General features: G+C 68.0%; 21 protein-coding genes. 7 read left to right on the top strand and 14 right to left on the bottom strand.

What is annotated here, in order from left to right; translation table 11 throughout:
- The first annotated feature begins 70 nt into the window (after window positions 1-70).
- The gene (purB, locus tag NATOC_RS03705) at window positions 71-1,456 is read left to right on the top strand and encodes an adenylosuccinate lyase (RefSeq protein ID WP_015320079.1); all 1,386 of its coding nucleotides are present in this window, start codon (window positions 71-73) and stop codon (window positions 1,454-1,456) included.
- A gap of 177 nt (window positions 1,457-1,633) precedes the next feature.
- Here purB and NATOC_RS03700 read toward each other — a convergent pair whose 3' ends face one another.
- The 9 genes from NATOC_RS03700 to NATOC_RS03665 form a co-directional block, all read right to left on the bottom strand.
- Window positions 1,634-3,538, bottom strand: a complete 1,905-nt coding sequence (locus NATOC_RS03700; protein ID WP_015320077.1) for a PAS domain S-box protein — start codon at window positions 3,536-3,538, stop codon at window positions 1,634-1,636.
- Between the two features lie 50 nt (window positions 3,539-3,588).
- Window positions 3,589-4,665, bottom strand: coding sequence for a M20/M25/M40 family metallo-hydrolase (locus NATOC_RS03695; RefSeq protein ID WP_015320076.1), 1,077 nt, complete (start codon window positions 4,663-4,665; stop codon window positions 3,589-3,591).
- An 87-nt stretch (window positions 4,666-4,752) separates the two neighbouring features.
- Window positions 4,753-5,166 (bottom strand): SPW repeat domain-containing protein, encoded by a 414-nt coding sequence (locus tag NATOC_RS03690; protein WP_015320075.1) that lies wholly within the window; start codon window positions 5,164-5,166, stop codon window positions 4,753-4,755.
- A gap of 85 nt (window positions 5,167-5,251) precedes the next feature.
- Window positions 5,252-6,487, bottom strand: coding sequence for a diaminopimelate decarboxylase (lysA, locus tag NATOC_RS03685; RefSeq protein ID WP_015320074.1), 1,236 nt, complete (start codon window positions 6,485-6,487; stop codon window positions 5,252-5,254).
- Between the two features lie 143 nt (window positions 6,488-6,630).
- Window positions 6,631-7,074: a DUF4870 domain-containing protein gene (locus NATOC_RS03680; RefSeq protein ID WP_015320073.1), complete on the bottom strand. Its 444-nt coding sequence runs from the start codon at window positions 7,072-7,074 to the stop codon at window positions 6,631-6,633.
- Between the two features lie 314 nt (window positions 7,075-7,388).
- Window positions 7,389-8,153: an aldo/keto reductase gene (locus tag NATOC_RS03675; RefSeq protein WP_015320072.1), complete on the bottom strand. Its 765-nt coding sequence runs from the start codon at window positions 8,151-8,153 to the stop codon at window positions 7,389-7,391.
- Window positions 8,154-8,770: 617 nt separating this feature from the next.
- A complete protein-coding gene (locus NATOC_RS21675; RefSeq protein ID WP_157224581.1) occupies window positions 8,771-8,911 on the bottom strand; it encodes a hypothetical protein in 141 nt (46 codons plus the stop codon).
- Window positions 8,912-8,954: 43 nt separating this feature from the next.
- On the bottom strand, window positions 8,955-10,112 hold the full coding sequence (locus tag NATOC_RS03670) for an acyl-CoA dehydrogenase family protein (RefSeq protein WP_015320071.1): 1,158 nt from the start codon (window positions 10,110-10,112) through the stop codon (window positions 8,955-8,957).
- Window positions 10,113-10,174: 62 nt separating this feature from the next.
- The gene (locus NATOC_RS03665) at window positions 10,175-11,626 is read right to left on the bottom strand and encodes an aldehyde dehydrogenase family protein (RefSeq protein WP_015320070.1); all 1,452 of its coding nucleotides are present in this window, start codon (window positions 11,624-11,626) and stop codon (window positions 10,175-10,177) included.
- Between the two features lie 108 nt (window positions 11,627-11,734).
- On the opposite strand from NATOC_RS03665, the gene NATOC_RS03660 reads away from it, so the two are divergent.
- From NATOC_RS03660 to NATOC_RS03635, 6 genes are all read left to right on the top strand, one after another.
- Complete coding sequence (locus NATOC_RS03660; RefSeq protein ID WP_015320069.1) at window positions 11,735-12,907, top strand: thiolase domain-containing protein; 1,173 nt, start codon at window positions 11,735-11,737, stop codon at window positions 12,905-12,907.
- The gene (locus tag NATOC_RS03655; protein ID WP_015320068.1) at window positions 12,904-14,310 is read left to right on the top strand and encodes an OB-fold domain-containing protein; all 1,407 of its coding nucleotides are present in this window, start codon (window positions 12,904-12,906) and stop codon (window positions 14,308-14,310) included. Before NATOC_RS03660 ends, NATOC_RS03655 begins: the two co-directional genes overlap by 4 nt.
- Before the next feature lie 95 nt (window positions 14,311-14,405).
- Window positions 14,406-14,783: a DUF7344 domain-containing protein gene (locus tag NATOC_RS03650; protein WP_015320067.1), complete on the top strand. Its 378-nt coding sequence runs from the start codon at window positions 14,406-14,408 to the stop codon at window positions 14,781-14,783.
- A gap of 57 nt (window positions 14,784-14,840) precedes the next feature.
- A complete protein-coding gene (locus tag NATOC_RS03645) occupies window positions 14,841-16,361 on the top strand; it encodes an amidase (RefSeq protein WP_015320066.1) in 1,521 nt (506 codons plus the stop codon).
- A gap of 73 nt (window positions 16,362-16,434) precedes the next feature.
- Window positions 16,435-17,325 (top strand): 3-hydroxyacyl-CoA dehydrogenase family protein, encoded by an 891-nt coding sequence (locus NATOC_RS03640; RefSeq protein WP_015320065.1) that lies wholly within the window; start codon window positions 16,435-16,437, stop codon window positions 17,323-17,325.
- Window positions 17,318-18,124 carry an enoyl-CoA hydratase/isomerase family protein gene (locus tag NATOC_RS03635; RefSeq protein WP_015320064.1) on the top strand — a complete coding sequence of 269 codons (807 nt, stop codon included), beginning with the start codon at window positions 17,318-17,320 and terminating at the stop codon, window positions 18,122-18,124. The genes NATOC_RS03640 and NATOC_RS03635 overlap by 8 nt, the downstream gene beginning before the upstream one ends.
- Before the next feature lie 99 nt (window positions 18,125-18,223).
- On the opposite strand, the gene fdhF is transcribed toward NATOC_RS03635, so the two are convergent.
- The 5 genes from fdhF to NATOC_RS03610 form a co-directional block, all read right to left on the bottom strand.
- Window positions 18,224-21,415, bottom strand: coding sequence for a formate dehydrogenase subunit alpha (fdhF, locus tag NATOC_RS03630; protein ID WP_015320063.1), 3,192 nt, complete (start codon window positions 21,413-21,415; stop codon window positions 18,224-18,226).
- Entirely contained in the window at window positions 21,412-22,956 is a 1,545-nt protein-coding gene (locus NATOC_RS03625) for an NADH-ubiquinone oxidoreductase-F iron-sulfur binding region domain-containing protein (RefSeq protein ID WP_015320062.1), read from the bottom strand. Before NATOC_RS03625 ends, fdhF begins: the two co-directional genes overlap by 4 nt.
- 82 nt (window positions 22,957-23,038) lie before the next feature.
- Window positions 23,039-23,815, bottom strand: a complete 777-nt coding sequence (locus NATOC_RS03620) for an enoyl-CoA hydratase/isomerase family protein (protein ID WP_015320061.1) — start codon at window positions 23,813-23,815, stop codon at window positions 23,039-23,041.
- Between the two features lie 31 nt (window positions 23,816-23,846).
- Entirely contained in the window at window positions 23,847-24,662 is an 816-nt protein-coding gene (locus NATOC_RS03615; RefSeq protein ID WP_015320060.1) for an enoyl-CoA hydratase/isomerase family protein, read from the bottom strand.
- Window positions 24,659-25,186, bottom strand: a complete 528-nt coding sequence (locus NATOC_RS03610; RefSeq protein ID WP_015320059.1) for a gamma carbonic anhydrase family protein — start codon at window positions 25,184-25,186, stop codon at window positions 24,659-24,661. Before NATOC_RS03610 ends, NATOC_RS03615 begins: the two co-directional genes overlap by 4 nt.
- Window positions 25,187-25,194: the final 8 nt, after the last annotated feature.

Raw genomic sequence — 25,194 nt, 5'->3', positions numbered from 1 at the left:
TCCGAAGTATGCACAGTCGTGGCTCCCCGTTTCGATACGTTTTTGCACCGCGCTGGAAAGGGTCGGAACGATGACCGACACCAACGCGCTGTACGCCGTCTCGCCGATCGACGGCCGCTACGCGGGCCGAACGGAGCGACTCTCGCCGTACGCCAGCGAGGCCGCGCTGATGCGGGCCCGAGTCCGCGTCGAGGTCGAGTACCTGATCGCCCTCGCGGAGCTGGAGGCGACACCGCTAGCGCTCTCCCTGGAGGAGCGCGAACACCTGCGGGGCCTGTACAAACACTTCGCCGAGGAGGACGCCCGACTGATCAAGACCCTCGAGACCGACGGCTACGGCGAGTTCGAGGCGACGAACCACGACGTGAAGGCTGTCGAGTACTTCGTTCGACATCGCCTTCCCGAGGGCAGCGACGCCGGCCCCTGGATCCATTTCGGGCTGACGAGCGAGGACGTCAACAACCTCGCCCACCGGCTGTTGCTCGCCGAGGCCGTCGACGAGGTGCTGTTGCCGACCCTGTACGACGTCCGGGAGACGCTCACGGGGATGGCCCGCGAGCACCGCGACCTGCCGATGCTCGCTCGCACCCACGGCCAGCCCGCGACGCCGACGACGTTCGGCAAGGAGCTGGCCGTCTACGCGGCCCGGCTGGGTCGGGCGACGGGGCGGATTCGGGACGCGGCGGACGACCTCGCGGGCAAGCTCGGCGGGGCCTCGGGCACCTACGCGGCCCACGTCGCGGCCTACCCCGACGTCGACTGGCCCGCCTTCGCCGAGGAGTTCGTTACGGGGCTGGGCCTCGAGTTCACGCCGCTGACGACCCAGGTAAACCCCTGTGACGACCTCGCGGCGCTGTTCGACGCCGTCCGCGGCGCCAACGACGTCCTGTTGGATCTCGATCTGGACATGTGGCTCTACGTCTCCGATCGCTACCTCGGCCAGGAGGCCGTCGCGGGCGAGACCGGCTCCTCGACGATGCCCCACAAGGTCAACCCGATCGACTTCGAGAACAGCGAGGGGAACCTCTCGAAGGCCAACGCCGATCTAACTTTCCTCGCGGACTACGTGACGACCTCGCGACTCCAGCGGGATCTCTCGGACTCGACGGTCAAACGAAACATGGGCGCCGCCCTCGCTCACTGTCTGATCGGCTACGAGAAGGCCGCCGCGGGCCTCGAGAAGGTCGTTCCCAACGAGCAGGTGATTCGCGAGGAGCTCGAGGACACCCCCGAGATCATCGGCGAGGCCGTCCAGACGATTCTGCGTCGGGAGGGCCAGGAAGACGCCTACGAGCGGGTCAAGGACCTCACCCGTGGGCGAGACGTGACCCTCGCGGACTTTCAGGACCTGTTCGACGACCTCGAGGTCGACGAGGACGTCCGGACGGAGCTTCGCGAGCTGACACCTGCCGGCTACACGGGCGTCGCCGACGACCTGGTCGGGACCCGCCAGTAGTACCGCGCCCCGATCAGTACTGATTTGGGCGGTGGCCGCGAACCCTCGGCTATGTTCGAGGCGCTCTTTCCGGAAATCGCGACGGTCCTGCTCTTTCTGATCGGGATCGTCTGTATGATCATCCTGTTGTACATCTCGACGCAGTGGTAAGTCGTTCCATCGTGTAGGCGTCGGCGATCACACTCCGGACGACGACTCCGCGAACTCGAGGCCCGTCAGCTCGAAGCGCGCCCCGCCGTCGGCACCCTCCGTCGCAGTAACGGTCCAGCCGTGGGCGTCGGCGATCCGCTCGACGATCCCCAGTCCGAACCCGGTGCCGTCCCGCGAGTTCGAGTATCCCGTCTCGAAGACCGCCTCGCGTTCGGCCGGTGCGATTCCGGGGCCGTCGTCCTCGAGGTAGATCCCGTTCTCGAGCTCGCCGACCGTCACGGTCACGTCGGGCCCGGCGTGCTCGACGGCGTTGCGGACGAGGTTCTCGAGCAGCCGCTTGAGTCGGTCCGGATCGGCCAGGATCGTCCGATCAGTCTCGACGGTGAGGTCGGCGTCCCGGGTCTCGACGGTCTGCCAACAGTCGGCGACGAGTTCGGCGACGTCGACGGGTTCGGGCTCGAGGACGGCCTCGCCCTCTCGGGCGAGCGCCAGGAGGTCGTCGATCAGCGTCGCCATGCGTGTGTGGGCCCGCTCGACGGCCTCGAGGTGGTCGTCCTCGCCCTCCTCGCGAGCGAGCTCGAGCCGCCCAGTGGCGACGTTCAGCGGGTTACGGAGGTCGTGGGAGACGATGCTTGCGAACTCCGAGAGCCGTTCGTTCTGACGCTCGAGGGCGTCCTCGCGCTCGATCCGATCGATCGCGTTTGCGGCGTGGCTCACGAGCAGTTCGGCGAACTCGACGTCTTGGCGGTCGAACGCGTCCGGTTCGGCGCTTGCCGCCTGAAAGACGCCGTCCTGGCCGACGGGAACGCTAAAGCCCGACCGATAGTACTCCTTCGCTGGATCGACATCGTCCTCGGGAGTGATTTCGCCAACGAGGTAGGACTCTCCGGTTCGAACGGTCTTGCCGGCAAGCCCCTGATCGAGCCGCATCGGTCGGCTGCCGTCCGCGGGGGCATCGGCCGAGGTCGCCCGCGGCACCAGCCACTCGCCCTCACGCAACAGCAATGAACAGAGGTCGAACTCGAGGACGTCGGCCGCCGCGTCAACCGTTCGCTCGCAGACGGCGTCGACCGAGTCCTCGGTCTGGAGCGCGGTCGCGATCCCGTGGAGCGACTCGAGAACGGTCCGGCGACGGGTTCGTTCGGTGACGTCTCGTCCGATGCCGACGATCCCGATCAGGTCGTCGTCGGGACCGGTCAGTCGCGCGCCGGTGAACTCGTAGGGGATCCGCTCGCCGTCGGCGGTCAGCAGCGCCGACTCGATCGGGTTGGAGTCGCCGTCCAGCGTCTCCGCCATCGACTCCCGGATCCGGTCACGCTCTGCTGGCGGGACGAACTCGACGGCGTCCATCTCGGCGATCTGCGCGTCGGTGTACCCGGTCACCGTCCGGAGTCGCTCGTTCCAGCGCCGGAGCTGGCCGTCGGTTCCGATCACGTAGAAGACGTCGTCCAGGACGTCGAGTCCCTGTTCGACGAACTCCCGCTCGTGCTCGAGGTCGCGCTCTCGTCGCTTGCGCTCGGTGACGTCCTGCTGGATTCCGACGAAGTGGGTGAGCTCGTCGCCGTCGAAAAGCGGGGCGACGGTGACCCGGTTCCAGAACGGCTCGCCGTCGCGACGGTAGTTCAACAGCTCGACGGTGACGCGCTCGCCGGCGTCGATCGCCGTCCGCATCCGGTCGACCGGCTCCTGGGCGGTTTCGTCCCCCTGCAGAAACCGGCAGTTCCGACCAACCGCCTCCTCACGGGGGTAGCCGGTGAGTCGAACGAACCCCTGGTTGGCGTACGTAATCGGGTTGTCAGGCTGACTCGGATCGGTAATCAGGATCCCCACTGGAGCTTCGTCCATCGCCTGCTCCCGCAGCGACAGCGCCCCGCGAACTCCGTCGCGCTCGGAACCGCTGACAGTCACGCCGTTCCCCTTCTCGCCACTCATTTGACATCTTCCCTTTCTCGTCGACGACAAATAGTGTTATGTCCGAACGCTCACCCCAGCAGCGTCTCGAGGGTCCGTTCGACGGCGTCGGCCGCGGCCTCGAGCTCGGGGAGTCGGACGTACTCTCGCTCGGCGTGAGCGACCGCACCCGCCTCGTCGGCCAGCACGCCCGGTCCGAAGACGACCGTCGGCGCGTCCGTCGCGAAGAAGGAAGCCTCGGTCGCCGCCCCGAAGGGGCGAACCACTCCCCCACTGGCGTCCGCGAGCGTTCGGACGAGCGGCTCGTCCTCGTCGGTGACGAACGGATCCGGGAACGGGGTGTCGGGCCGGATCAGCTCGACCGAAACGGAGCGCCCCTCGGGTGTGCGCGCCGCGAGGTGCGACTCGAGATTCTCGCGAAACGAGTCACTGGTCTCGGGCGGGACGTTCCGTCGGTCGAACGTGATCCGACAGCGTTCCGGGACGCGGTTGGGCGCGTCGCCGGCCTCGAGTCCCGACGCCGTGAGCTTCGGCTCGCCCAGCACCGGGTCGGCGTCCGGGCCGACGTCCTCGTCGTAACACCGCAGGGCCTCGAGGACGTCGGCGGCGCCGAACACCGGGTTTCGCTCGGCGGGGACGCTCGCCGCGTGGCCGGCCTCCCCCTCGATCGTTACGGTCCCTTCACACTGTCCACGGGCGGCGGTACAGACGTCGAGGTCCGTCGGCTCGCCGACGACGTAGCCGTCCGCCGACAGCGTCTCCTGCAGGGAGGCCGCGCCGGTCATCAGCGTCTCCTCGTCGGGGGTCAGCGCCAGTGTGAGCCGCCCCGCGGTCGGCTCCACGCGGAGAAAGGCCGCCAGCAGGGCGGCGAGGGGTCCTTTCGCGTCGCAGGCGCCACGTCCGGAGACGACGTCGCCGTCGCGCTCGTAAGGGACGTGGGGGGCGACGGTGTCGAAGTGGGTGTTGAGCACGTAGTGGGGGCCGTCGTCGTCCCCGCGGGTTGCCAACACGTTCCCGCGGGCGTCGACCTCGGGCTCGTGGCCGGCCTTGCGAAGCGTCTCGAGTAGCAGGTCGCGCATCGCCCCGACGTCCTCGTGGGAGGGGGTGCGGACGGCCTCGGCATGGAAGGTGGTGATATCGAAGCTCATAGGGTGTCGGGCGACGGTACGTCGCTACCGACAGGTTCCGAACGACAGGCCATAAGCCCCGCGTTCGCGGTTCGGCACGGTGACGCTTCACGAACGGCCCGCCGGGCTCGCCGACGTCCCCGTTCCCGTGACCACGCCGTAGAGGCTACCGACCGCAAGCACCGCCACGAGCGCGCCCGCGACGATGTTGCTCCAGAACAAGACTCCCGTCTCGATCCCGAAGAAAAACGGCGCCGCCACGGTCCAGACGCCGAGGATCGCGATCACCAGCGGTCCCGCGAGCGACGGGAGCCGCCCGCCCGTCGGACGGGCCGCAGTGTAGGCCGCCAGCGTGGCGATGACGGCCCCGACCAGAACGTTGTTCGTAACGATCCAGCCAAAGCCCGTCAGGAAGACGCCCGACCAGAAGATCCAGGCGCCGACCACCGCCGCGAGTCCGGCCACCCGGGGGATAGGAAGTCTCGTCTCTCGACTCGACTGTCGATCGGTCACAGTGCTCATACGCCGATCGACGGGCTCCAGTCGCCTAAAGCTATCAGGGGACCGGTAGGATGGGCGTACAGTCCGATTTCGATTGCGGTCGGGGCTACTGTTCGACCCGCGTCACGTCCTCGAGGCTCTCGCGCCGACGGACGACGCGGGACTGGCCGTCCTCCAGTGCCACTTCGGCGGGCCGGGGCTGGGAGTGGAACTGGCTGGCCAGCTCGTAGCCGTACGAGCCCGCATTACCGATCGCGAGGACGTCCTCGCGCTCGGGTCGGGCGACCGGGCGGTCGTGGGCGAAGACGTCCGCGCTGGTACAGACCGGACCGCCGACCGTCACCGGTTCGGGCTCGCGGTCGGGCGCGCTGACGTTCAGCATGGGATGGTAGGAGCCGAACATCGCCGGGCGGATCAGCGTCGCCAGGCTGGCGTCGATCCCGACGACGGTCGTGTCCGGAGCGTCCTTGATCGTGTTCACCTCGCTCAAGATGAGGCCGGCGTCGGCGACGACGTAGCGTCCGGGCTCGAGCTTCAGCGTCGCCTCCAGCTCGCCGACGGCGTCCCGAACCATGTTCGAGGTCTTCTCGAGGTCGAGGGGGTCCTCGTCCTCGCGGTAGGGGACGCCGTAGCCGCCGCCGACGTCGACGAACTCGAGGTCCGCGTCGCCGACGCGGCGAGCCATCTTGCCGACCCGCTCGATCGCCTGGCAGTGCTCTTCGAGCCCCTCGGTCAGGACGCCGCTGCCGGCGTGAGCGTGGAGCCCGACGAGCTCGAACTCCTCGCGGACGCGGTCGGCGACTTCGGGCACCCGCTCGTAGGGGATGCCGAACTTCGCGTCCGCACCCGTGGCGACCTTCTCGTGGTGGCCCGTCCCGATCCCGGGGTTGATTCGAATGGCGATCCGGCCGTCGTAGCCGCGCTCGGCGAGTCGCTCGAGCGTGTCCGTCGCGCCGATGGTGATCGTCAGCCCGGGCGCGTCCTCGGCGAGGTCGACGGCGTAATCCAGATCGTGGTCCGGCGGGTTGACGGCGGTGTACTGCAGGGTGTTCGGATCCGCCCCGGCGTCGATCGAACGCTGGAGTTCCCCCCAGGCCGCACACTCGATGTCGGCGCCAGCTTCGAGGACGGCCTCGAGGACGGCCTTCCCGGTGTGGGCCTTCGCGGCGTACATGACCTCGGCGTCGGGGAAGGCCGCGGCGAAGCGCGTGTAGTTTTCCTTGACGCGGTCCAGGTCCATGACGTACAGCGGCGTGCCGTGCTCGTCGGCGAGGGCCTCGAGTCGCTCGTGGTCCCAGTCGGCGAGCCGGCGCACGGCCGGCGAGTCGGCGAGATCGGTCATCGTTCGGTCCAAGTGACCGCGGCGAAACAAGGGTTTGGGTTTGCCGTCCGTGTCTCAGCAGTCGGAAGAACGGTTCTGGTAGTTGAGATTGCTAGTGGTCCACCGCTACGTACAGGGCAAGAACTCACCGCTCAATAGAGCGACTATCGGAACCGTTCGATGATATTAATCGAACCGGGATACGACCACGCTGACCCGGACGCCGCTTTCTGTGTGGCAATGACAGCAAATACGAATGTAGCGAAAACCGCGACCACCAGTGCAAGTAGCAAGGGAATTCCAATGAAGGTAAACACTGTATCGAGGGGTGACGGTACCGCCAGTAGTTCAGTCGGTTCACCATTGATTGTTACTTCGTCGGCACCAAGGAAGCCTGTCACGAACGCAGCAACCGCCAGAACAATAATGGAGATATGCCACTTGATCGCGTTTCGAGCGTTCTCTCGCGTAAATTCGTGGTCTGAGATGGCATACATGATGGCAGGGCCAACGAAACTGGTGAAAAGCGCCAACACGTGGACGAGAATGCCGCCTAAAGAACGGTTCTCGGATTGGTCGGAGCCGGATAGTGTTGCTGTAGAGGGCATTATATTTTGATGACCTGTCTCGCCCTGTATATCTTTTCTTGCTCAGTTCGCCTTCCTACGTAACGAATCAGCCGATTCAGATAATCGAATCGTGAGTTACTCGTTCGTTGCTGTCCGGTTCGCGTAACTCCGGGAGAGCGATCGAAGGAAGCGTGCTACGTCTCGTCGACACAAGGGTCTCCACGTCCTCCCCAGCCGATTCGTTCGTGACCCCACTCACTCATCCCTCGCGCAACGTCGAACGCCGACTCGCTGTTCGCTCGTCGCCGCCCAGCGCGCGCCACCGCACGCAGTTGACCGTCGTCTTCGGATTCCTACTCCGGAAACAGCTCCTCGGTTCGCTCGACGGCGTCGATCCGTTCGAGCTCGTCGACATCGAGTTCGAGCTCCAGCGCCTCGAGGTTGGCCTCGAGGTGCTCGCGACTGCTTGCTTTCGGAATCGTGACGACGCCGTCCTTGGCGGCCAGCCAGACGAGACAGACCGCTTCGGGGCTGGTCTCGCGGCGCCTCGCGATATCGACGACCGCGTCGATCTCGCCCGCGCGGCCGTTCGCCAGCGGCGAGTACGCGACCAGCGGGTACTCGTTCTCCCGGGCGTGTTCGAGGACGTCCACGGGCTGGAACAGCGGGTGGTACTCGACCTGGTGGGCCGCGATCGGCGCCTCGAGGACGTCGGCGGCGGTCTCGAGCTCGGCGACCGAGAAGTTGCTCAGCCCGACGCCGCCGATCGTGCCCTCGTCGCACAGTTCGTCGAACGCCGGCAGCGTCCGGTCGGGCTCGTAGGCCTCGATCGGACGGTGGACGTACAGCAGGTCGATGCCGTCGAGACCGAGCCGTTCGAGGCTCTCAGCGGTCGTCTCGCGGACGGAACCGGGCGCGAGGCTGTCGGCCCACACCTTCGTCGCGACGACGACGTCCTCGCGAGGGACCGTGCTGCGGGCCAGCCCCTCGCCGACGACGTCCTCGTTCCCGTAGACCTGGGCGGTATCGAGGTGTCGGTAGCCACACTCGAGCGCCGTTGCGATCGTCTCGGCGTCCTCGATTCCCATCGTGCCGAGGCCGATCGGCGGAAGCTGCATAGTGGGAGTTCTCGGGGCGACCGGAAGAGTCCTCGTATTCGTGTCACCGCTCCGTCCTCGGAGGATTCGAAAATCATAACAAATAGAAGATACTATCAAATACGATAGCTCTGAAGCAGGATGAGGTTCTTCGAACGGCACGGATTCCAGCTATTCGATCGCGAGAAGCCGCCATAGGAATTGTATCGGAGTTTCAGGAACGAACGATCCAATCGTTCCACGCCTCGAACTACTAGAGCGGTTCGGGCGAGTAGAACGGTCTATGTACACAAAACGCCCGGTCAGGGCTGTTTTCTACCGAACATCTACAGATATCGCTGTTATATTTCTATCCTGGTATATTTAGCTAGCTACCAGGAAAAGATGCTATTCGAGGAGGTCCGAGGACGGTCGTCGTTCGTCTCGAGAGATACCGTATACGCCTCTCGTAATACATCCGTATACTTGTAAAATTCATCCGACGGGAGGGCTGGTCGCCGTCGGCCGTGTCGCCGGGAGTGGGTCCTATCGTCGGTTCTGCCCTGCCGTATACGATACCCGTATACGCTTCGTGACTACGGATCGATCGCCAGCCCGAACAGCGACCGCGCGTTCGGCGGTGCCGGTCTAGCGTCGTCTCAGGGAGCGCCGCGAGCGTGGTGACGTCGGTCGGCCTCGGATCTGCGTCCCGTCGAGACGATGCTCGTGATCGGCACCGAAACGTTACGCGCCACCACGGCGCTCGTACAGCCGTTCCCGCGCGTCGAGGCCTCGCTCATACTCCCGGTGTCGGAGCTCCGGGACAGAAGTCTCGCGGCGAGGCTACAGTCCCAGCGCCTCGCCCGCGACCGTCGTCTTCTGGATCTCGGTCGTGCCGCCGATGATGCTCAGGATCTTCGCGTCCCGGTAGTAGCGCTCGAGGGGGAGGTCGGTCCGGTACCCCTTCCCGCCGTAGATCTGGATCGCGTTTCGGGTGACAAACTCCGCGGCCTCGCTGGCGACGTACTTCGCCTTGCTCGATTTGCGCGTGTTGCCCTCCCCGTCGGCGATCGCCGTCGCGGAGTCGTAGACGAGGTGGCGAGCCGAATCGAGCTGGGCGTCCATGTCGGCGACCAGCACCTGCACCGCCTGGTACTCGCCGACCGCCTGGCCGCCCTGCTCGCGGTCGCCGGCGTAGTCGACTGCCTCCTCGAAGGCCGCCCTGGCGATTCCCGTCCCGATGGCGCCCAGTCCGGTCCGGGCCATGTCGATCGTACCCATAGCAATGCGGAAGCCGTGCCCGACCTCGCCCAGCAGCGCGCCCTCGTCGACGCGGACGTCCTCGAACGTCGAATCGCCGGTGACGTGGCCGCGCATCCCCATGAACTCCGTTCGGTCGAACTCGAACCCGTCGGCTTCGTCGGCGCTCGGTGCCAGAAACACGCTCACGCCGTGGCTCTCCTCCGGAGCGGGGCGCTTGCGCGCGACGACGAGGTGGACGTCTGCGACGCCCGCGTTCGTGCCGAAGGATTTCTCGCCGCTGATGAGGTAGCCGCCGTCGTCGTCCGCCTGTGCGACCGTCGACAGCTCGGTCGGCGAACTGCCCGCGTCGGGTTCGGTCAGCAACATCGCGCCGACCGACTCGCCCCGGGCCATCGGTTCGAGCCACTCCTCTTTCTGGGCCTCGGTGCCGAAGTTCGCGATCGGCAGTGCAGCGAACGTGTGGCCCTGAATCGTCTCGGCGACGGCCCCGCTGGCGCGGGCGATCTCCTCGACCGCGAGACAGTACGAGAGGAAGTCCGACCCCTCGCCGCCGTACTCCTCGGGCAGCAGGATTCCGAGCAGTCCGCGTTCGCCCGCGGCCTCGATCACCTCACGTGGGAACTCGTCCTCGTTCTCGATCCGTTCGGCCTCGGGTTCGACGACCTCCTCGGCGAAGGTCGCGGCCCGGTCGCGAAACTCCCGGTGCTCCTCGGAGAGGGCGTTCTCGATAAGCGTCATACACCTCTACACGCGGCACACACCACTATAAAAGTTCTCGAGGCGGTCGGAACCGCGGTCCGCTACTCGAGGTTGACGTTGACGTTCTTGGTCTGGGTGTACTCGTGGATCGCCTCGGTGCCCTGCTCGCGGCCGTAGCCGCTCTGTTTGAAGCCGCCGAACGGCGTCTGGGGCTGGGTGACCGGGAACTCGTTGATGCTCACCATCCCGTAATCCAGATGGTCGGCGACCCCGTGTGCGGTCTCGAGATCCGAGGTCCAGATCCCCGCCATCAGTCCGTACGGCGAGTCGTTGGCGATCTCGATCGCCTCCTCGCGGTCCGAGAACTCGATGACCGCGAGGACGGGGCCGAAGATCTCCTCTCGGGCGATCGTCATGTCGTTGGTGACGTCTGTAAAGACCGTCGGCTCGACGAAGTGGCCGACGTCCTTGTTCTCCGGAACGCCGCCGCCGGTAGCGACGGTGGCGCCTTCCGCCTTCCCGGTCTCGATGTAGTCGAGGACTTCCTGTTGCTGGTCCTCGCTGACCGTCGGCCCCATCCGACCGTCGTCGTCGATCCCGCTGCCAAGCGGCGTCCCCTCGGCACGCTCGACGACCTTCTCGACGACCTCGTCGTGGACCGACTCGTGGACGAGCAGCCGCGACCCCGCCCAGCACATCTGTCCCGCGTTCATGAAGATGCCGTAGTGACAGCCCGCGGCGGCGTCATCGAGATCGGCGTCGGGGAAGACGATGTTCGGCCCTTTCCCGCCGAGTTCGAGGGTGACGCCGGTGACGTTCTGAGCGGCTCGCTCCATGACGCCCTTGCCGATCCCGGTGCTGCCGGTGAAGGCGATGTGGTCGACGTCGGGATGTTCGGCCAGCCGGTTGCCGGCGGTGCTTCCCCGACCCGGAACGACGTTGACGACGCCGTCCGGAAGCCCCGCCTCCTCGGCGGCGACGGCGTAGTACAGCGCCGACAGCGGCGTCGTGCTCGAGGGTTTCAGTACCGCCGTGTTCCCGCAGGCCAGCGCCGGCGCGAGGCTGCGACCCGCGAGCTGGAACGGGTAGTTCCACGGGATCACGTGGCCGGTGACGCCGACGGGTTCGCGAACGGTGTAGTTCAGTCGATCGCCGGGTACGGGAACCTCGTCGCCCTCGACCTTGTCGGCCCAGCCCGCGTAGTACCGGAACGTGTCGATCACCATGTCGACGTCTAGCGTCGCCTCGAAGGGGGTCTTCCCGTTGTCGTGGGATTCGACCTGGACGATCTCGTCCTTGCGGTCTTCGATCGCGTCGGCCATCGCGCGAAGGTGTGCGGCTCGCTCCTTGGGAGCCAGCGAGCGCCACTCGGCGTCGCGCTCGACGGCTGCGGCCGCGGCGTCGACCGCGCGGTCGACGTCCGCTTCCGCTCCCTCGGCGACGGTCGCGTAGCGCTCCTCGGTCGCCGGGTCCTCGGTCTCGAACGTTTCGCCCGCCTCGGCGGGGGTCCACTCGCCGTCGATAAACAGGTCTGTCGGACCGTCGTAGCTCATGCGGCTGTGGGTTGTGGACATCCAGATAAAAAACGTCCGGTACGGTCAGGCCTCGCCGCTCGGGCAGCGGTGGGTAGCTATAAGTTACCCCGGCAGATAGTTCGTTCCATGCGAGACGCATACATACTCGGTGCCGGACAGTCGGCGTTCGGCTCCTTCCCCGAACGATCGTACCTCTCGCTGTTCGACGACGCGTTCGACGCGACGATGGACAGCGTCGACGGCGACCTCTCACCCGACGAGATCGACGAAGCGTTCCTCGGCACGCTCGGCGTCGGCGGGCGTCAGATCGGCCTCTCGGGGCCGGCCGTGACCGAACACCTCGGCCTCCACGGCGTCCCGACGACGCGGGTCGAGAACGCCTGCGCCGCCAGCGGCTACGCGTTCCGCCAGGCCGTCACCGCGGTCAGATCCGGGATGGCCGACGTCGCGCTGGCCGGCGGCTACGAGGTGATGACCGACGCCAGCTCCGATCACACGCGCTGGTGGCTCGGCGTTAGCGGCGAGACCGAGTGGGAACGGATGAGTGGAACCACCTTCGCCGGCGTCTACGCCCAGATGGCAAGCGCCCACATGGAGGAGTACGACACGACCACCGAGGACCTGAGCCGCGTCGCGGTCAAGAACCACGGCAACGGCGCACAGAACCCGAAGGCCCACCTCGGCTTCGAGTGCTCGCTCGAGGACGCCGTCTCCGCCCCGGCGGTCGCGGACCCGCTGAACCTCTATCACTGCTGTCCGACGACCGACGGCGCAAGCGCCGTCCTCGTGGTCAGCGAGGACGTCGCCCGCGAGTACGGCGACGCGCTCGTCCGGGTCGCCGGCGCCGGCGCCTCGAGCGGTCGGGTCGGGCTCTTCCAGCGCGAGTCGCTGACCTCGATCCCGGCCAGCGTCCGCGCGGGCGAGGACGCCTACGAGGAGGCCGGGATCGGCCCCGAGGAGCTCGACTTCGCCGAAGTCCACGACTGCTTTGCCATCGCCGAGCTGCTGGCCTACGAGGACCTTGGCTTCTGCGAGCGCGGCGAGGCCGGCCGACTCCTGCGGGAGGGCGTCACCGATCCCGACGGCGAGCTGCCGACCAACACCAGCGGCGGGCTCAAATCGAAGGGCCACCCGATCGGTGCCACCGGAACCGGGCAGGTCGTCGAGGCGTTCAAGCAGCTCCGCGGCGAGGCCTACGTCCAGGTCGACGACCCGCGGTACGGACTCACCCACAACGTCGGCGGCAGCGGGGGCGGAGTCACCGTTCACGTCTTCGAGCGCGAGGAGGTGGAAGCATGAGGGGGATCGTCGCGGGCAGCGTCTACGTCCCCCGGTTCAGACTCGAAAGCGAGAAAGTCGAGGCCGCGTGGGGAACGAACCACGCTTCGGGCGTCGAGGAGAAAGCCGTCCCGGCGGCCGACGAGGACGCGCTGACGATGGCGATCGCGGCGGCCCGGCGCGTCCTCGCGGACGCCGCGCTCGACCGCGCGGAGCTGGAGACCATCGCGGTCGCGACGACGAACCCACCCCTCGAGGAGGGCGACGTCGTCCCGCAGCTGGTGCGGGCGCTGGAGCTCCCGTCGGACGTCGCGAGCGCGACCCTCACCCAGCACGCCGCGGGCGGCGCGGAGGCACTCTCGCGGGCACTGGACGCCGACGGCCCCGCCCTCGTCGTGGCTTCGGACTGTCCCGAAGGTAACGCCGCGGACGCCGACCACGCGCTCGGCGCCGGCGCGGCGGCGTTCGTGATCGACGACGATCCCGCGGTCGCGATCGAGGACGTCGCCTGGCACAGCGACCACGCGCCCGGTGTCCGCTTCCGCGAACGGGGCGACCGGAACGTCGAGGGGCTCGACATCACGACCTACGAGCGAACGGCGGTCCGCGAGGCCGTCACCGAGGCGTCCTCGTCGCTCGCGGTCGAGCTCGAGGACGTCGGCGCCGCGGCGGTTCACCAGCCCGACGGCGGGCTCCCCTACCGCATCACGGGCGATATCCCCGTCTCCGGCGAGGCGGTGGCGGCCGGAACCGTTGTCGACCGCATCGGCGACGCCGGCGCGGCAACGGTGCCGATCGGGCTGCTCGCGGCCCTCGCCGAGGCCGAGGACGACGCGACGCTCGGCGTCTTCGTCGGCGGCGGTACCGCAGCCGCGCTCGCCTGCAAGGGGAACCTCCCCGTCTCGGGTCTCGAGGACCTCGAGAACGGCGAGCCCGTCGAGTACGCGACGTACCTCCGCGAGCGCGGCTACGTCGTCGACGGCGAGGTCGCCGGCGGGGGCGCGAACGTGAGCCTGCCGAACTGGCGGCGCTCGCTCGACCAGCGCTACCGGCTCGTCGCCGGGAACTGTCCGGACTGTGGCGGGATCAGCTTCCCGCCCGAGGGCGCCTGCCAGGAGTGTCACGCTCGCGTCGAGTTCGAGCCCGTCGAAGCCGCTCGAACCGGAACGACCCGCGCGGTGACGGTCATCGGCCAGGGCGGCGCGCCGCCCGAGTTCGCCGAGCTACAACAGCGAGACGGCGCCTACGCCGTCGCGATCGTCGAGCTCGAGGCCGACGGCGGAACGGTGACGCTGCCGGCCCAGCTCACCGACGTCGATCCGGAGTCGGTCGCGGTCGGCGACGAGGTCCGGACGACGATCCGGAAGATCTACACGCAGGAAGGGGTGCCCCGGTACGGCGTGAAGTTCGAACCGGTCGAGTAGCGCCCCGAACCCGCTCGGCCGTTCGTACCAGCTGCAAGAACCGACGAAACCGCTGCCTTTACCGCGGCAACAGGAGACGTTGTACACGGAGATACATGACAGACGACTGTGACGATCGCAGGAGAACGAGTTCGGGGAGCCCGCACGGATCGGAGGCGCGCTCGCTCGATTCCCTCCTCGAGGTGCTGGCGGACGAGCGACGACGGTGCCTGCTCGCGTACCTGCTGGACCGCGACGCAGCCACCGCGTCGCTCGAGGCTGTCACTGACGGCGTCCTCGTGGAGCTAGAACGGCGCCAGCGCAGACGGCCGGAGCGGGAGGTGCTCGCTGCGGACCTCCGGCATCGACATCTGCCGCGACTGGCCGACGTCGGCGTCCTCGAGTACGATTCCCGAAGTCAAACGGTACGGGTCCACGGCCACGAGCGTCTGGAGCAACTGTACGAGCGGATCAGAGCGCTCGAGGAGGAGTGAGCGGTGGTCCGGCCTCGCCATCGGTGTGCTTATCGGTATCGTGCGAGAGAATGACGTATGGACGACCCTCAAACGCCGACCCCGGACGAACTGGAGCGGTACGCCGCGGTCCACCACGTCGATCTCTCGGACGACGAACGCGAGGACCTCGCGGCCGCGGCCGCCCAGCTTCTGGACGCCTACGAGCGGCTCGCAGCGCTCTCGCCGTCGGAACCGACGACGCCTACCGACCCCGATCGGTCCGGAACCGTCCCGGACGACGACGAGAACCCGTACAACGCCTTCGTCAGGCGCTGCTCGATATCCGGCGCCGCGGACGGCAGCGCCCTCCTCGAGGGGTACGACGTCGGACTGAAGGACAGCGTTTCCCTCGCCGGGATCGGGCTGACCTGTGGCTCCGCGGTGCTCTCGGAGTACGTGCCCTCGACGGACGCGACGGTCGCGACGCGGCTGCTCGAGGCGGGTGCGACGATCACCGGGAAACTCAACATGGAGGATATGGCGTTCTCGGGCAGCGGCGAGCTGTCTGCCTACGGTCCCGTCCCGAACCCGCGGGACCCCGACCACCTCGCCGGTGGCTCCTCGAGCGGGTCAGGCGCCGCGGTCGTCACCGGCGATGTCGACGTCGCGATCGGTACCGACCAGGCCGGCTCGATCCGCATTCCGGCTGCGTGGTGTGGCTGTGTCGGCCACAAGCCGACCTACGGGCTCGTCCCCTACACCGGGATCGTCGGGCTCGGCCGGTCGTTCGACCACGCCGGCCCCCTCGCGCGCTCGGTCGAGGACTGCGCCCGCACGCTCGAGGCCATCGCCGGTGCGGACGGGTTGGACCCGCGCCAGGGCGCCGTCCCGACGGAGCCGTACGCCGAGGACCTCGAAACCGACCCCGCCGATCTCACGATCGGCGTCCTCGAGGAGGGGTTCGACCGCGAGGAGAGCGAGGCAGGCGTCGACGAGACCGTCAGCGACGCGCTCGACGAGTTCGCCGACGCGGGCGCCGAACTCCGCGAGGTGTCGGTACCGATGCACCGCGACGGGCTCGCGATCTGGAACGGGATCGCCATCGAGGAGACGACTGCCACGGTCGCGGGCGAGGGGATCGGCTCCTTCGGGAACGGCTACTACGACGCCGAGCTGATGGCGGCGTTCGGCCGGGCGCGTCGGGAGCGGGCCGACGAGTTCCCGCCGACGGTCAAGCTCGTGGTCGCGCTCGGGGAGTACCTCGCCGAGGAGTATCACGGCCGGTTCTACGCCAGAGCCCGGAACCTCGCGCTGGACCTCGCGGCCGCCTACGACGAGGCCCTCGCCGACGTCGACGTCCTCGCGATGCCGACGACGCCCCAGACGGCCCACGAACGTCTCGCGAACCCCTCGCGGCTCCAGCTCCTCGATCGGGCAGTGAACATGCTCGCAAACACCGCGCCGTTCGACGCGACCGGCCATCCCGCGCTCTCGGTACCCGCGGGCTCGAGCGACGGGCTCCCGGTCGGGTTGATGCTCGTCGGCGAGGCGTTCGAGGACGCGACCGTGCTACGGGCGGGCCGTGCGTTCGAGCGAAGCGTCGACTGGACCGCCTGATCTCCCTCGCCGATCCGAACGGACGGGAGGTGGGATGGGAACACTTTTCATCGTCTCGCGAGTGGATTCGCGTATGCACGTCACGGTACTCGGAGCCGGAAGCATGGGACACGGAATCGCGCAGGTGTCCGCGATGGCGGGCCACGAGGTCGTTCTGCGGGACATCGAAGCGGACCTCGTCGAGGACGGCCTCGAGGGGATCCGCGAGAACCTCCAGGGCGGGGTCGACCGGGAGAAGGTCACCGAGGCGGAGATGGAAGCGGCCCTCGAGCGGATCGAGGGAATGACCGACCTCGCGGACGCCGTCGCCGACGCCGATCTGGTGGTCGAGGCGGTTCCCGAGGACATGGAGCTGAAGAAAGACGTCTTCACCGACGTCGAGGACGCGGCCGACGAGGAGACGATCATCGCCTCGAACACGTCCTCGCTGTCGGTGACCGAGATGGCAAGCGCGCTCGAGCGTCCCGAGCGCGCCGTCGGGCTGCACTTCTTCAACCCGCCTCACATCATGGACCTGGTCGAGATCGTGATCGCCGAGCAGACCGACGACCGGACCGAGGAGGCGGCGATCGAGTACGTCCGCGGGCTCGAGAAGGAAGACGTCGTGGTCCGGGATACGGCAGGCTTTGCGTCCTCGCGACTCGGCGTCGCGACGGGGCTGGAGGCGATCCGGATGGTCGAAGAGGGCGTCGCCAGCCCGGCGGACATCGACGAGGCGATGAAGGTCGGCTACGGCTACCCGATGGGGCCCCTCGAGCTGACCGACCTCGTCGGGCTCGACGTCCGCCTGCACATCGCCGAGCACCTCCGCGAGGAACTCGGCGAGCGGTTCAAGCCCCCGCAGACGCTGCGCCGGAAGGTCCGGGCGGGCAACCTCGGCAAGAAGTCCGGCGAGGGGTTCTACGTCTGGGAGGACGGCGAGCGCGTCGGCATGAGCGGCGACTGGGGTGAGGACGATGAGTGAGCTCGAAGACGAGTACGAGCTGCTGTCGGTCGAGGTCGGCGAGCGCGCCGACCGGGTCGCGACCGTCGCGATCGAGCGCCCCGACGCGCGCAACGCGCTCAACGGCCAGGTCCGCACCGAACTCAAGGCGGCCGTCGCCGCGGCCGACGCCGACGACGAGGTTCGCGTCCTCGTGCTCACCGGGGGCGATGGGTCGGGCGCGTTCGTCGCCGGCGCCGACGTCACCGAGTTCGCCGACCGCGGCGTCGTCGAACAGCGCGAGGCCAGCGAGCGACCCCGCGTGTACGAGACCGTCGACGACGCCTCGATCCCCGTGATCGCCCGCGTCAACGGTCACGCGCTCGGCGGGGGCTGTGAACTCGCACAGGCCTGCGACGTCCGGATCGCGCAAGCAGGCGCGAAGCTCGGCCAGCCCGAGATCAACCTCGGGATCATGCCCGGCGGCGGCGGCACCCAGCGACTCACCCGGCTGGTCGGCGAGGGCCAGGCGATGAAGCTCGTGCTCTCGGGCGAGCTGATCGACGCCGCCGAAGCGAAAGAGATCGGCCTGGTCGACGAGGTCCACGACGCCGAGGCCCTCGACGACCGCGTCTACGAACTCGCCGGGAAGATGGCCGCGAAGAGCCCGATCGCGCTGGAGTTCGCCAAGCGGGCGATCAAGGCCAGCTCCCGGACCGGCCTCGAGGAGGGGCTCGACTACGAGGCGGAACTGTTCGTCCAGCTCTTTGCCACCGAGGACAAAGACGAGGGAATCGAGGCGTTCCTCGAGGGACGCGACCCCGAGTTCACCGGCGAATAGTCGACGCGACGCGACGTCCTCGCCTCCGTTTCTGATTTCGCGTTCTGAGCCGCAAGCGACGGCGACGTCCCGACTGAACCGCCCGCTCTCGGTGCCGTCTTAGTCGTCTGCAGGTGTCGCCATCCCGCTTGCGGCCTCGAGCCGGACGCTCGATATCTTGAACTCCGGAATCCCGCTAATCGGATCGAACGTCTCCTGGGTGAGTTCGTTGACTGCGCCGTCGGCGAAGTGCATCGGCATGAAGACGACGCCCCGATCGGGACGGTCGGTCACCTGCGCGGTCACCTCGATCGAGCCGCGCCGGGACTCGAGGCGGACGTCCTCGCCGTCGGCGACGCCGAGCTGGGCGGCCGTCTCGGGGTGGACCTCGACGAAGCTCTCGCCGACGTGGGACATGATCCCCTCGACGCGGCGGGTGAGCGTCCCCGTGTGGAAATGATAGAGGACGCGCCCGGTCGTCAGCGTCAGCGGATACTCCTCGTCGGGAAGCTCGCCGGGCTCCCCCAGGTCGGCGGGGACGAACCGGGCCTTCCCGTCGTCGAAGTTGAACGCCTCGTCGTAGAGGTACGGCGTTCCGGGATCGTCCGCGTCCCGACAGGGCCACTGCAGTCCGCCCTCGCGCTCGAGGCGCTCGTGGCTGATCCCGCCGTAGATCGGCGCGAGATCGCTGATCTCGTCCATGATCTCGGCGGGCGCGTCGTAGCTCCAGTCGTAGCCCAGCCGGTTCGCGATCGTCTGGAGGATCTGCCAGTCCTGGCGGGCCTCCCCGGGCGGGGACAGCGCCTGGCGGACCAGCTGGACCCGACGCTCGGTGTTGGTGAACGTACCGTCCTTTTCGGCGAAGCTTGCAGCCGGCAGGACAACGTCGGCGTGTTCGGCGGTCTCGGTCGGGAAGATATCCTGGACGACGAGGAAGTCAAGCTCCTCGAGCGCCGCCTCGGCGTGATCGATGTCGGGTTCGGAGAGCGCGGGGTTCTCGCCCATCACGTACATCCCGCGGACGGCGCCCTCGTGGGCTTCATCGAAGACCTCGGGAACGGTTAGCCCGGGCTCGCTCGGCGGTCGGTCGCCCCAGGCCTCCTCGAAGACCTCGAGGACGTCGGGGTCGTCGACGGGCTGGTAGCCCGGCAGGCTGTTTGGCAGCGTGCCCATGTCGCCGCCCCCGCCCTGGACGTTGTTGTGGCCGCGGAACGGCGAGAGCCCCGAGTTCGGTTTGCCGATATGGCCCGTGACGAGCGCGAGGTTCGCCAGCGCCAGCACGTTCTGGGTGCCGTGGGAGTGTTGGGTCATCCCCATCGCCCAGCCGAACACGCAGCTGTCGGCGGTCGCGATCGTCTCGGCCGCGTTCGCGAGTTCGTCCGGCGCGACGCCACAGAGGCGCTCGACCTCCGCGGGTGTGAACGGCTCGACCTTCTCCCGGAGTTCCTCGAGGTTCTTCGTTCGTTCGGCGACGAACGCCTCGTCGTGGAGGTCGTGCTCGAGGACGTACCGAGTCAACCCGTTGATCCAGGCGACGTCGTAGCCGGGCTCGACCCGGGTGTACTGGTCGGCGTGTTCGGCGATGCCGACCCGTCGCGGATCGAAGACGAACAGATCCGCGCCGTCGCGGACGTTTTGCTTGATGCGGGTGGCGAGCACGGGGTGGCTCTCGGTCGTGTTCGAACCGGTGATCAGGTAGCAGTCGGCGTTGGCGACGTCCTCGATGCGGTTCGTCATCGCGCCGTAGCCCACCGTCTGTTTCAGCGCCGCGACCGTCGAGGAGTGACAGAGCCGCGCGCAGTTGTCGACGTTTTTCGTCCCCAGGACCTGGCGGGCGAACTTCTGTAGCAGGTAGTTCTCCTCGTTGGTACACTTCGAGGAGGCAAAGCAGGCCAGCGCGTCGGCGCCGTGCTCCTCGCGGATTCCGGTCAGTCCGTCGACGAGGCGCTCGAGGGCCTCCTCCCAGCCGGCCTCGCGGAGCTCGCCGCTCTCACGGTCTCGCACCAGCGGTTGCTCGAGGCGGTCCTCGCTGTCGACGAAGTCGTAGCCGAACTTCCCCTTCACGCAGGTCGAGAACCCGTCGTTGGCGGGGGCGTGGTCGGCGTCGGTCGGTCGGACTCCCAGCACCTCCTCGTCGTCGGTGTAGACGTCGAACCGGCAGCCGACGCTGCAGTAGCCACAGGTCGTCTCGGTAACGTCGAGATCGTCGAGCCGACGGTCGGCGACGAACTCGGCGATGTCGAACATCTGTCCCTCCGAGAGGATACTCGCAGCGACGCTCTCGCCGGCGTGTTCGGCCTCGAGGAGCGCGCGCTCGCCGGCGTTCCGAACCGTCTCCGTCGCTTGTCGCTTCGCCCGCTCCATGACGCCGGCGACGCCCGACAGTTCGCTGTCGTCGGGCTCAACGGGATCGCCCGCGTCCTCGGGGTCGACGGTCTTTCCGATGGAGTTCTTCTGGGTGAAGCCGGGAACCGGCAGCGTCGCGCTGTCGGCGAGTCCCTTCTCCGTGATCGACCCCGTCGGACAGACCGTCGCGCAGTGGCCACAGGAGACACAGGCCGAGTCGACCATCGCCTCGGCGTCGTTCTGGAAGGCGATGCGGGTGTCCTCGCCGGTCCCCTCGATCCGGAGCACGCCTTCGACCTGGACGTCGTTGCAGGCCTCGACGCAGCGATTACAGAGGATGCACTTGTTCCGATCGATCTGGATGAACGGCGAGGTGTCGTCGAGCGGTTCGTACTCCTCGCGGTCGTCGAAGACGCCGTAGCGCGGCTCCTCGACTTCGTTCTCGATCGCGGTGTCTTGGAGCTCACAGCGCCCGTTCTGGCCGCAGGTCGTACACCGGAGGTTGTGATTCGAGAGCACCAGATCGAGATTGACATCCCGGGCCTCCGCGGCTTCCTCCTCGTCGGTTCGGACCTCGAGCCCCTCCTCGGCGGGGTGGCTACACGCGGGGACGATCCCGTGTTCGTCGGTGTCGACGACGCAGGTCCGGCAGGTGCTCCGGGGCCCGATCTCCTCGCTCCCCTCGTAGTGACACAGCGCGGGCACGTCGTCGTCGGCCCCGGCGGCCTCGACGGCCTCGAGGATCGTCGCGCCGTCGTCGACGGTGACCGCTCGTCCGTCGACGGTGACCGTGGTTCGGCCGTCGGCGCCCGCGGGGTCGGGATCGTTCGCCGTCCCCGTCGTGAACTCCTCGGTCAGCGGGGTGTCCGGCTGCGGATCGTCGACGTCCGGCACGCTCGGCAGCGGTTGCTCGTCCGATACCTCGGCTCGGTCGCGGTGGCTCTGGCGGTGATCCTGTAAACTCATGCGTTCTCTCCGTTGCACTCCCCGGCGGGACAGCGGCCGTTCGCGTGGGCGACGAACTCGGGCTCGAACGCCTCGAGCGCCGTCGTCGTCGGGCGGGCGGCGTCCCGGCCGAATCCACAGAGGCTCGAGCGCTCCATCACGCGGGCCAGCTCTCGAGCCTCGTCGATCGCGTCCTCGCGCTCGTAGGTCGACCGGAGTAGCTCGGTCAGCTGCGTCGCTCCCTCGCGGCAGGGAACGCAGCGGCCGCAGTTCGTCTCTCGGGCGAACGCCGCGCGCCGTCCCGCGAGCGCGACGGGGCAGCGATCCTCGCCGAACAGCTCGATCGCGCCGTTCGTGCCGAGTCCCGCGGCCGCGAGGTCGGTCGCGTTCGCGGAGACGTCGAGCGTCTCGGTTAGCCCGCCGAAGACGCCGCCGACACACGCCAGCACGGGGTCGTCGACCACGAGCGGCTCGATCGCCGTCGCGAGGGACTCGTCGGTCGGCACCTCGAGGACGGTCGAGTCGGCGAGGTCGCCGCCGACCTCGAACAGCCGCGTTCCGGGGTCGTCGTCGGCACCGACGGGTGCGTCCTCGAGTGCGATCGCTCGCAGCTGCGCGAGCGTTCGCGGCGTGTGGATCACGGTCGGACGCCCGTGCAGTCCGTACTCGGCCGGACCGGGCGGACGGCGTCGCGCCTCGAGCCGCTCCGCACCCTCGAGGGCCTCGAGGGCCATCGTCGGCTCGCCGGCCGCGTACTCGTCGGGACCGGCGACGACGTCGATCGAGACGTCGCCGTCGACGACTCCCTCGAGGCGCGCGGCGGCGTCGGCCGCGGTTCGGTGGACGCGCTCGGCGTCCTCGTTACAGTAGACGACCAGCTCCGAGGCGCCGACGCGGTCGGCGACCGCGACCGCGGGATCGAGGACGGCCAGCGGATCCGCGGCGAGCAACAGCGAATCGACGTTCACGCGCGGATCGGCCTCGTTGGCGTGGACGACGACGACGGGCTCGCCGTCGGCGCTCGCCGCCGTTTCCCAGTACTCGCCGACCGGGTCGTCCGACGCGATGTCACCTCGGCCGCGCCCCCGGAGACCGCTCGCGACGGCTCGCTCGAGCGCCTCGCCGGCTCCGTCGGCGAGGACGGGCCCCCTGGCGGCGTAGTCGGCGATCGCGGTCGGACGAGTCCATCCGCAGGCGCCTACCACCCGCTCCCGACCGACGGCGAACGGGGCGTCCTCGCCTCCCGGAAGCGTCGTCGCTCCGGGATCGTGTTCGACGACGGCCGTCGCGTCGGCCGTCGGGAGTTCGTTCCGTGCCAGCGACTCGGCGACGTCCTCGGCGCACGCCTGGTCGGGATCGGCGAAAAACGCTGTTCGATCGCCGAGTGTCGCCGTGAGGCAGGGATCAAGCGCTGCAAGCCCGGTCGGACCCACAGCGACGATCGACGGCGATTGGGTTCGGTTCTCGCTCGCGTTCACACGTACGGCGTCCGTCTCGATCGATCGCGAACCCGCGGGTATGCGAAGGACCGCCCGGGCGTCGAACGCGCTCTTTCGCTCCATCGATTACGTATCTCGAGTCGTTCGGTGTAAGTGTTGTTTTCCGCGCCGAGCGCACGCAGCTGTGGTTGGGTGGCCGGCTCGGTTACTCGCCGGTGAACTCGGGGTCGCGGTTCTCGCGGAACGCGTCGAGTCCCTCGCGGTGGTCCGCAGTTTCGATGAGCGTACTCTGTGCGAGCGACTCGAGGACGCCCGCGGTCTGGGTGTCGGTGTCGCGGGCGGCGTTGACAACCCGCTTGGCCAGGCCAAGCGCCTGTGGGGGTTGTTCGAGCAGCGACTCCGCGTAAGACTGTGCCGCGGCGTCGGGATCGTCCGTGACGCGTTCGACGAGCCCGATCTCGCGGGCGCGCTCGCCGTCGATCAGCTCGCCGCTGAAGATCAGGTCCTTGGCGGTCCCCGGGCCGACGAGCTGGACGAAGCGCGAACAGCCGCCGAGTCCGGGGATGAGGCCGATGTTGTGCTCCGGAAAGCCAAGCGTCGCGTCGGGGCTGGCGATACGGACGTCACAGGCGAGCGCGAGTTCGAGGCCGCCGCCGACACAGGTCCCCTCGATCGCCGCCAGAACCGGTTTCTCCATCGTCTCGATCCCGTCGAACGCCCGCCCGAGGACTCGCGAGTTCGAGCGGAACTCGGCGGTCGTCCAGTCCTGTGCCGTCTCGAAGAGACCGACGTCGGCGCCGACCGAGAAGACGTCGGCGTTCCCGGCGAACACGCCGACCCGAACCCGATCCTCCCGGAGCACGTCGACGGCTTCGGCGAGTTCGTGGCGCATCTCCTGGTCGATCGCGTTGACGGGATCGTTGTCGATTCTGACGGTCGCGATGCCGTCGTCGACGGTAACATCGAGCGTGTCGAACGTCATGCGTCGGTAGACGAGTGGAACCGTCTTGATTCTACTGACTCGCCCACTCGGGTTCGCGATCGGCGAAAAACGCCGCCAACCCCTCGTCGAAGAGGTTCGAGTCGCTCATCTGTTTAATCGCGGTTCGCTCGTGCTCGAGGTGTTCGTCGAGCCGCCCCGCAAACACCGTGTCGACGAGCTCCTTAGTTCGGGCGTGGGTTTCGGTCGGCCCCTCGGCGTACTTCGTCGCATCCCTCGTCACTTCGTCGACGAACTCCGCGCTCGGCGTCTCGTAGCAGCCGTTGGCGAGGCCGAGTTCGACCGCCTCGGCCGCGGTGATCGGCTGCGGGTCGAACAGCAGCTCGCGGGCCTTGTACGGCCCGATCGTCTTCACGAGGAAAAACGGCGTCGCGTTGTCCGGCGTCAGCCCGATCCGCGCGTAGGCGGTGTCGAAGACGGCGTCCTCGTGCATGTAGATCAGGTCGGACGCCAGCGCGAACCCGAGTCCGCCGCCGGCGGCGACCTCGGTTACCGCCGCGATCACCGGCGCCGGAAACGTCCGAACGGTCCGGATGAACCGGTTCGACGCTGCCGCGATGGCGTCGATCTTCGCCGAGCGCATCTCCTGGGGTCGCTGTTCGATCGCGCGCAGATCCGCCCCGGCGGAAAACACCGGCTCGCCGTAGACGATCAAACAGTCGACCTCGCCGGCGAGCGCTTCGACCGCCGTCGCCATCGCTTCGACCTTCGACGGACGAAACGTGTTCAGCGACGAGTCTCCCTCCTCCATGACGAGACGGGCGATTCCTGACTCCTCGAGGTGTTCGATTCGAACCTCCTCGTGTACGCGTTCGGTGTCTGCTATCATTGGGTATCGTCCTCGTACCCGTCGCCACGGATCGAACCGTCATTACGGTATCGCTCGCTGAGGGCGAGGTACTCCTCGCAGTACCACCGGATCTGTTCGCGGTGCTTCTCGGAGAGCGGACGGACCTCCGCCGGAGCGCCGTAGGCCATGTGGCCGCTTGGCACCTCCTGTTCCTCGCGAAGCAACGTACCGGCGGCGACGATACAGTCGTCTCCGACCGTCGCGCCGGGCAGGATCGTACTCGAGATCCCCACGAGGACGTCGTCGCCGACGGTCGCCCGGTCGATGACGACGTTGTGACCGATCGTGACGCCGGAGCCGACCGTCGCCTCGTGAAGCATCGTGAAATCTTGCACGTTCGAACCCTCCCCGACCGAGATCGGACCGTAATCCCCTCGCAAGCAGGTAAACGGCCAGACGCTTGCGTTCTCCTCCAGGGTGACGTCCCCGATCAGGTAGGCCATCTCCGAGACGAACGCCGAGTCGGCGATCGACGGCGTCGTGCCTTCGAATGCGCGTTGCATACTCCCGC

This window comes from Natronococcus occultus SP4 (assembly GCF_000328685.1).
Taxonomy (GTDB): Archaea; Halobacteriota; Halobacteria; order Halobacteriales; family Natrialbaceae; genus Natronococcus; species Natronococcus occultus.
The sequence above is the reverse complement of the archived record's forward strand: the minus strand, read 5'-3'. Positions and strand labels throughout refer to the sequence as shown.

Bases quoted from the DNA above. Each gene is read 5' to 3' on its own strand.
- NATOC_RS03690 (WP_015320075.1), bottom strand. From the start codon at position 5,166: ATGAGCACTGTGACCGATCGACAGTCGAGTCGAGAGACGAGACTTCCT.
- NATOC_RS03635 (WP_015320064.1), top strand. From the start codon at position 17,318: ATGAGTGAGCTCGAAGACGAGTACGAGCTGCTGTCGGTCGAGGTCGGC.
- NATOC_RS03700 (WP_015320077.1), bottom strand. From the start codon at position 3,538: ATGAGTGGCGAGAAGGGGAACGGCGTGACTGTCAGCGGTTCCGAGCGC.
- fdhF (WP_015320063.1), bottom strand. From the start codon at position 21,415: ATGAGTTTACAGGATCACCGCCAGAGCCACCGCGACCGAGCCGAGGTA.
- NATOC_RS03610 (WP_015320059.1), bottom strand. From the start codon at position 25,186: ATGCAACGCGCATTCGAAGGCACGACGCCGTCGATCGCCGACTCGGCG.
- NATOC_RS03665 (WP_015320070.1), bottom strand. From the start codon at position 11,626: ATGAGCTACGACGGTCCGACAGACCTGTTTATCGACGGCGAGTGGACC.
- NATOC_RS03670 (WP_015320071.1), bottom strand. From the start codon at position 10,112: ATGACGCTTATCGAGAACGCCCTCTCCGAGGAGCACCGGGAGTTTCGC.
- NATOC_RS03655 (WP_015320068.1), top strand. From the start codon at position 12,904: ATGAGGGGGATCGTCGCGGGCAGCGTCTACGTCCCCCGGTTCAGACTC.
- NATOC_RS03640 (WP_015320065.1), top strand. From the start codon at position 16,435: ATGCACGTCACGGTACTCGGAGCCGGAAGCATGGGACACGGAATCGCG.
- NATOC_RS03660 (WP_015320069.1), top strand. From the start codon at position 11,735: ATGCGAGACGCATACATACTCGGTGCCGGACAGTCGGCGTTCGGCTCC.
- lysA (WP_015320074.1), bottom strand. From the start codon at position 6,487: ATGACCGATCTCGCCGACTCGCCGGCCGTGCGCCGGCTCGCCGACTGG.
- NATOC_RS21675 (WP_157224581.1), bottom strand. From the start codon at position 8,911: ATGAGCGAGGCCTCGACGCGCGGGAACGGCTGTACGAGCGCCGTGGTG.
- NATOC_RS03680 (WP_015320073.1), bottom strand. From the start codon at position 7,074: ATGCCCTCTACAGCAACACTATCCGGCTCCGACCAATCCGAGAACCGT.
- purB (WP_015320079.1), top strand. From the start codon at position 71: ATGACCGACACCAACGCGCTGTACGCCGTCTCGCCGATCGACGGCCGC.
- NATOC_RS03625 (WP_015320062.1), bottom strand. From the start codon at position 22,956: ATGGAGCGAAAGAGCGCGTTCGACGCCCGGGCGGTCCTTCGCATACCC.
- NATOC_RS03620 (WP_015320061.1), bottom strand. From the start codon at position 23,815: ATGACGTTCGACACGCTCGATGTTACCGTCGACGACGGCATCGCGACC.
- NATOC_RS03645 (WP_015320066.1), top strand. From the start codon at position 14,841: ATGGACGACCCTCAAACGCCGACCCCGGACGAACTGGAGCGGTACGCC.
- NATOC_RS03615 (WP_015320060.1), bottom strand. From the start codon at position 24,662: ATGATAGCAGACACCGAACGCGTACACGAGGAGGTTCGAATCGAACAC.
- NATOC_RS03695 (WP_015320076.1), bottom strand. From the start codon at position 4,665: ATGAGCTTCGATATCACCACCTTCCATGCCGAGGCCGTCCGCACCCCC.
- NATOC_RS03675 (WP_015320072.1), bottom strand. From the start codon at position 8,153: ATGCAGCTTCCGCCGATCGGCCTCGGCACGATGGGAATCGAGGACGCC.
- NATOC_RS03650 (WP_015320067.1), top strand. From the start codon at position 14,406: ATGACAGACGACTGTGACGATCGCAGGAGAACGAGTTCGGGGAGCCCG.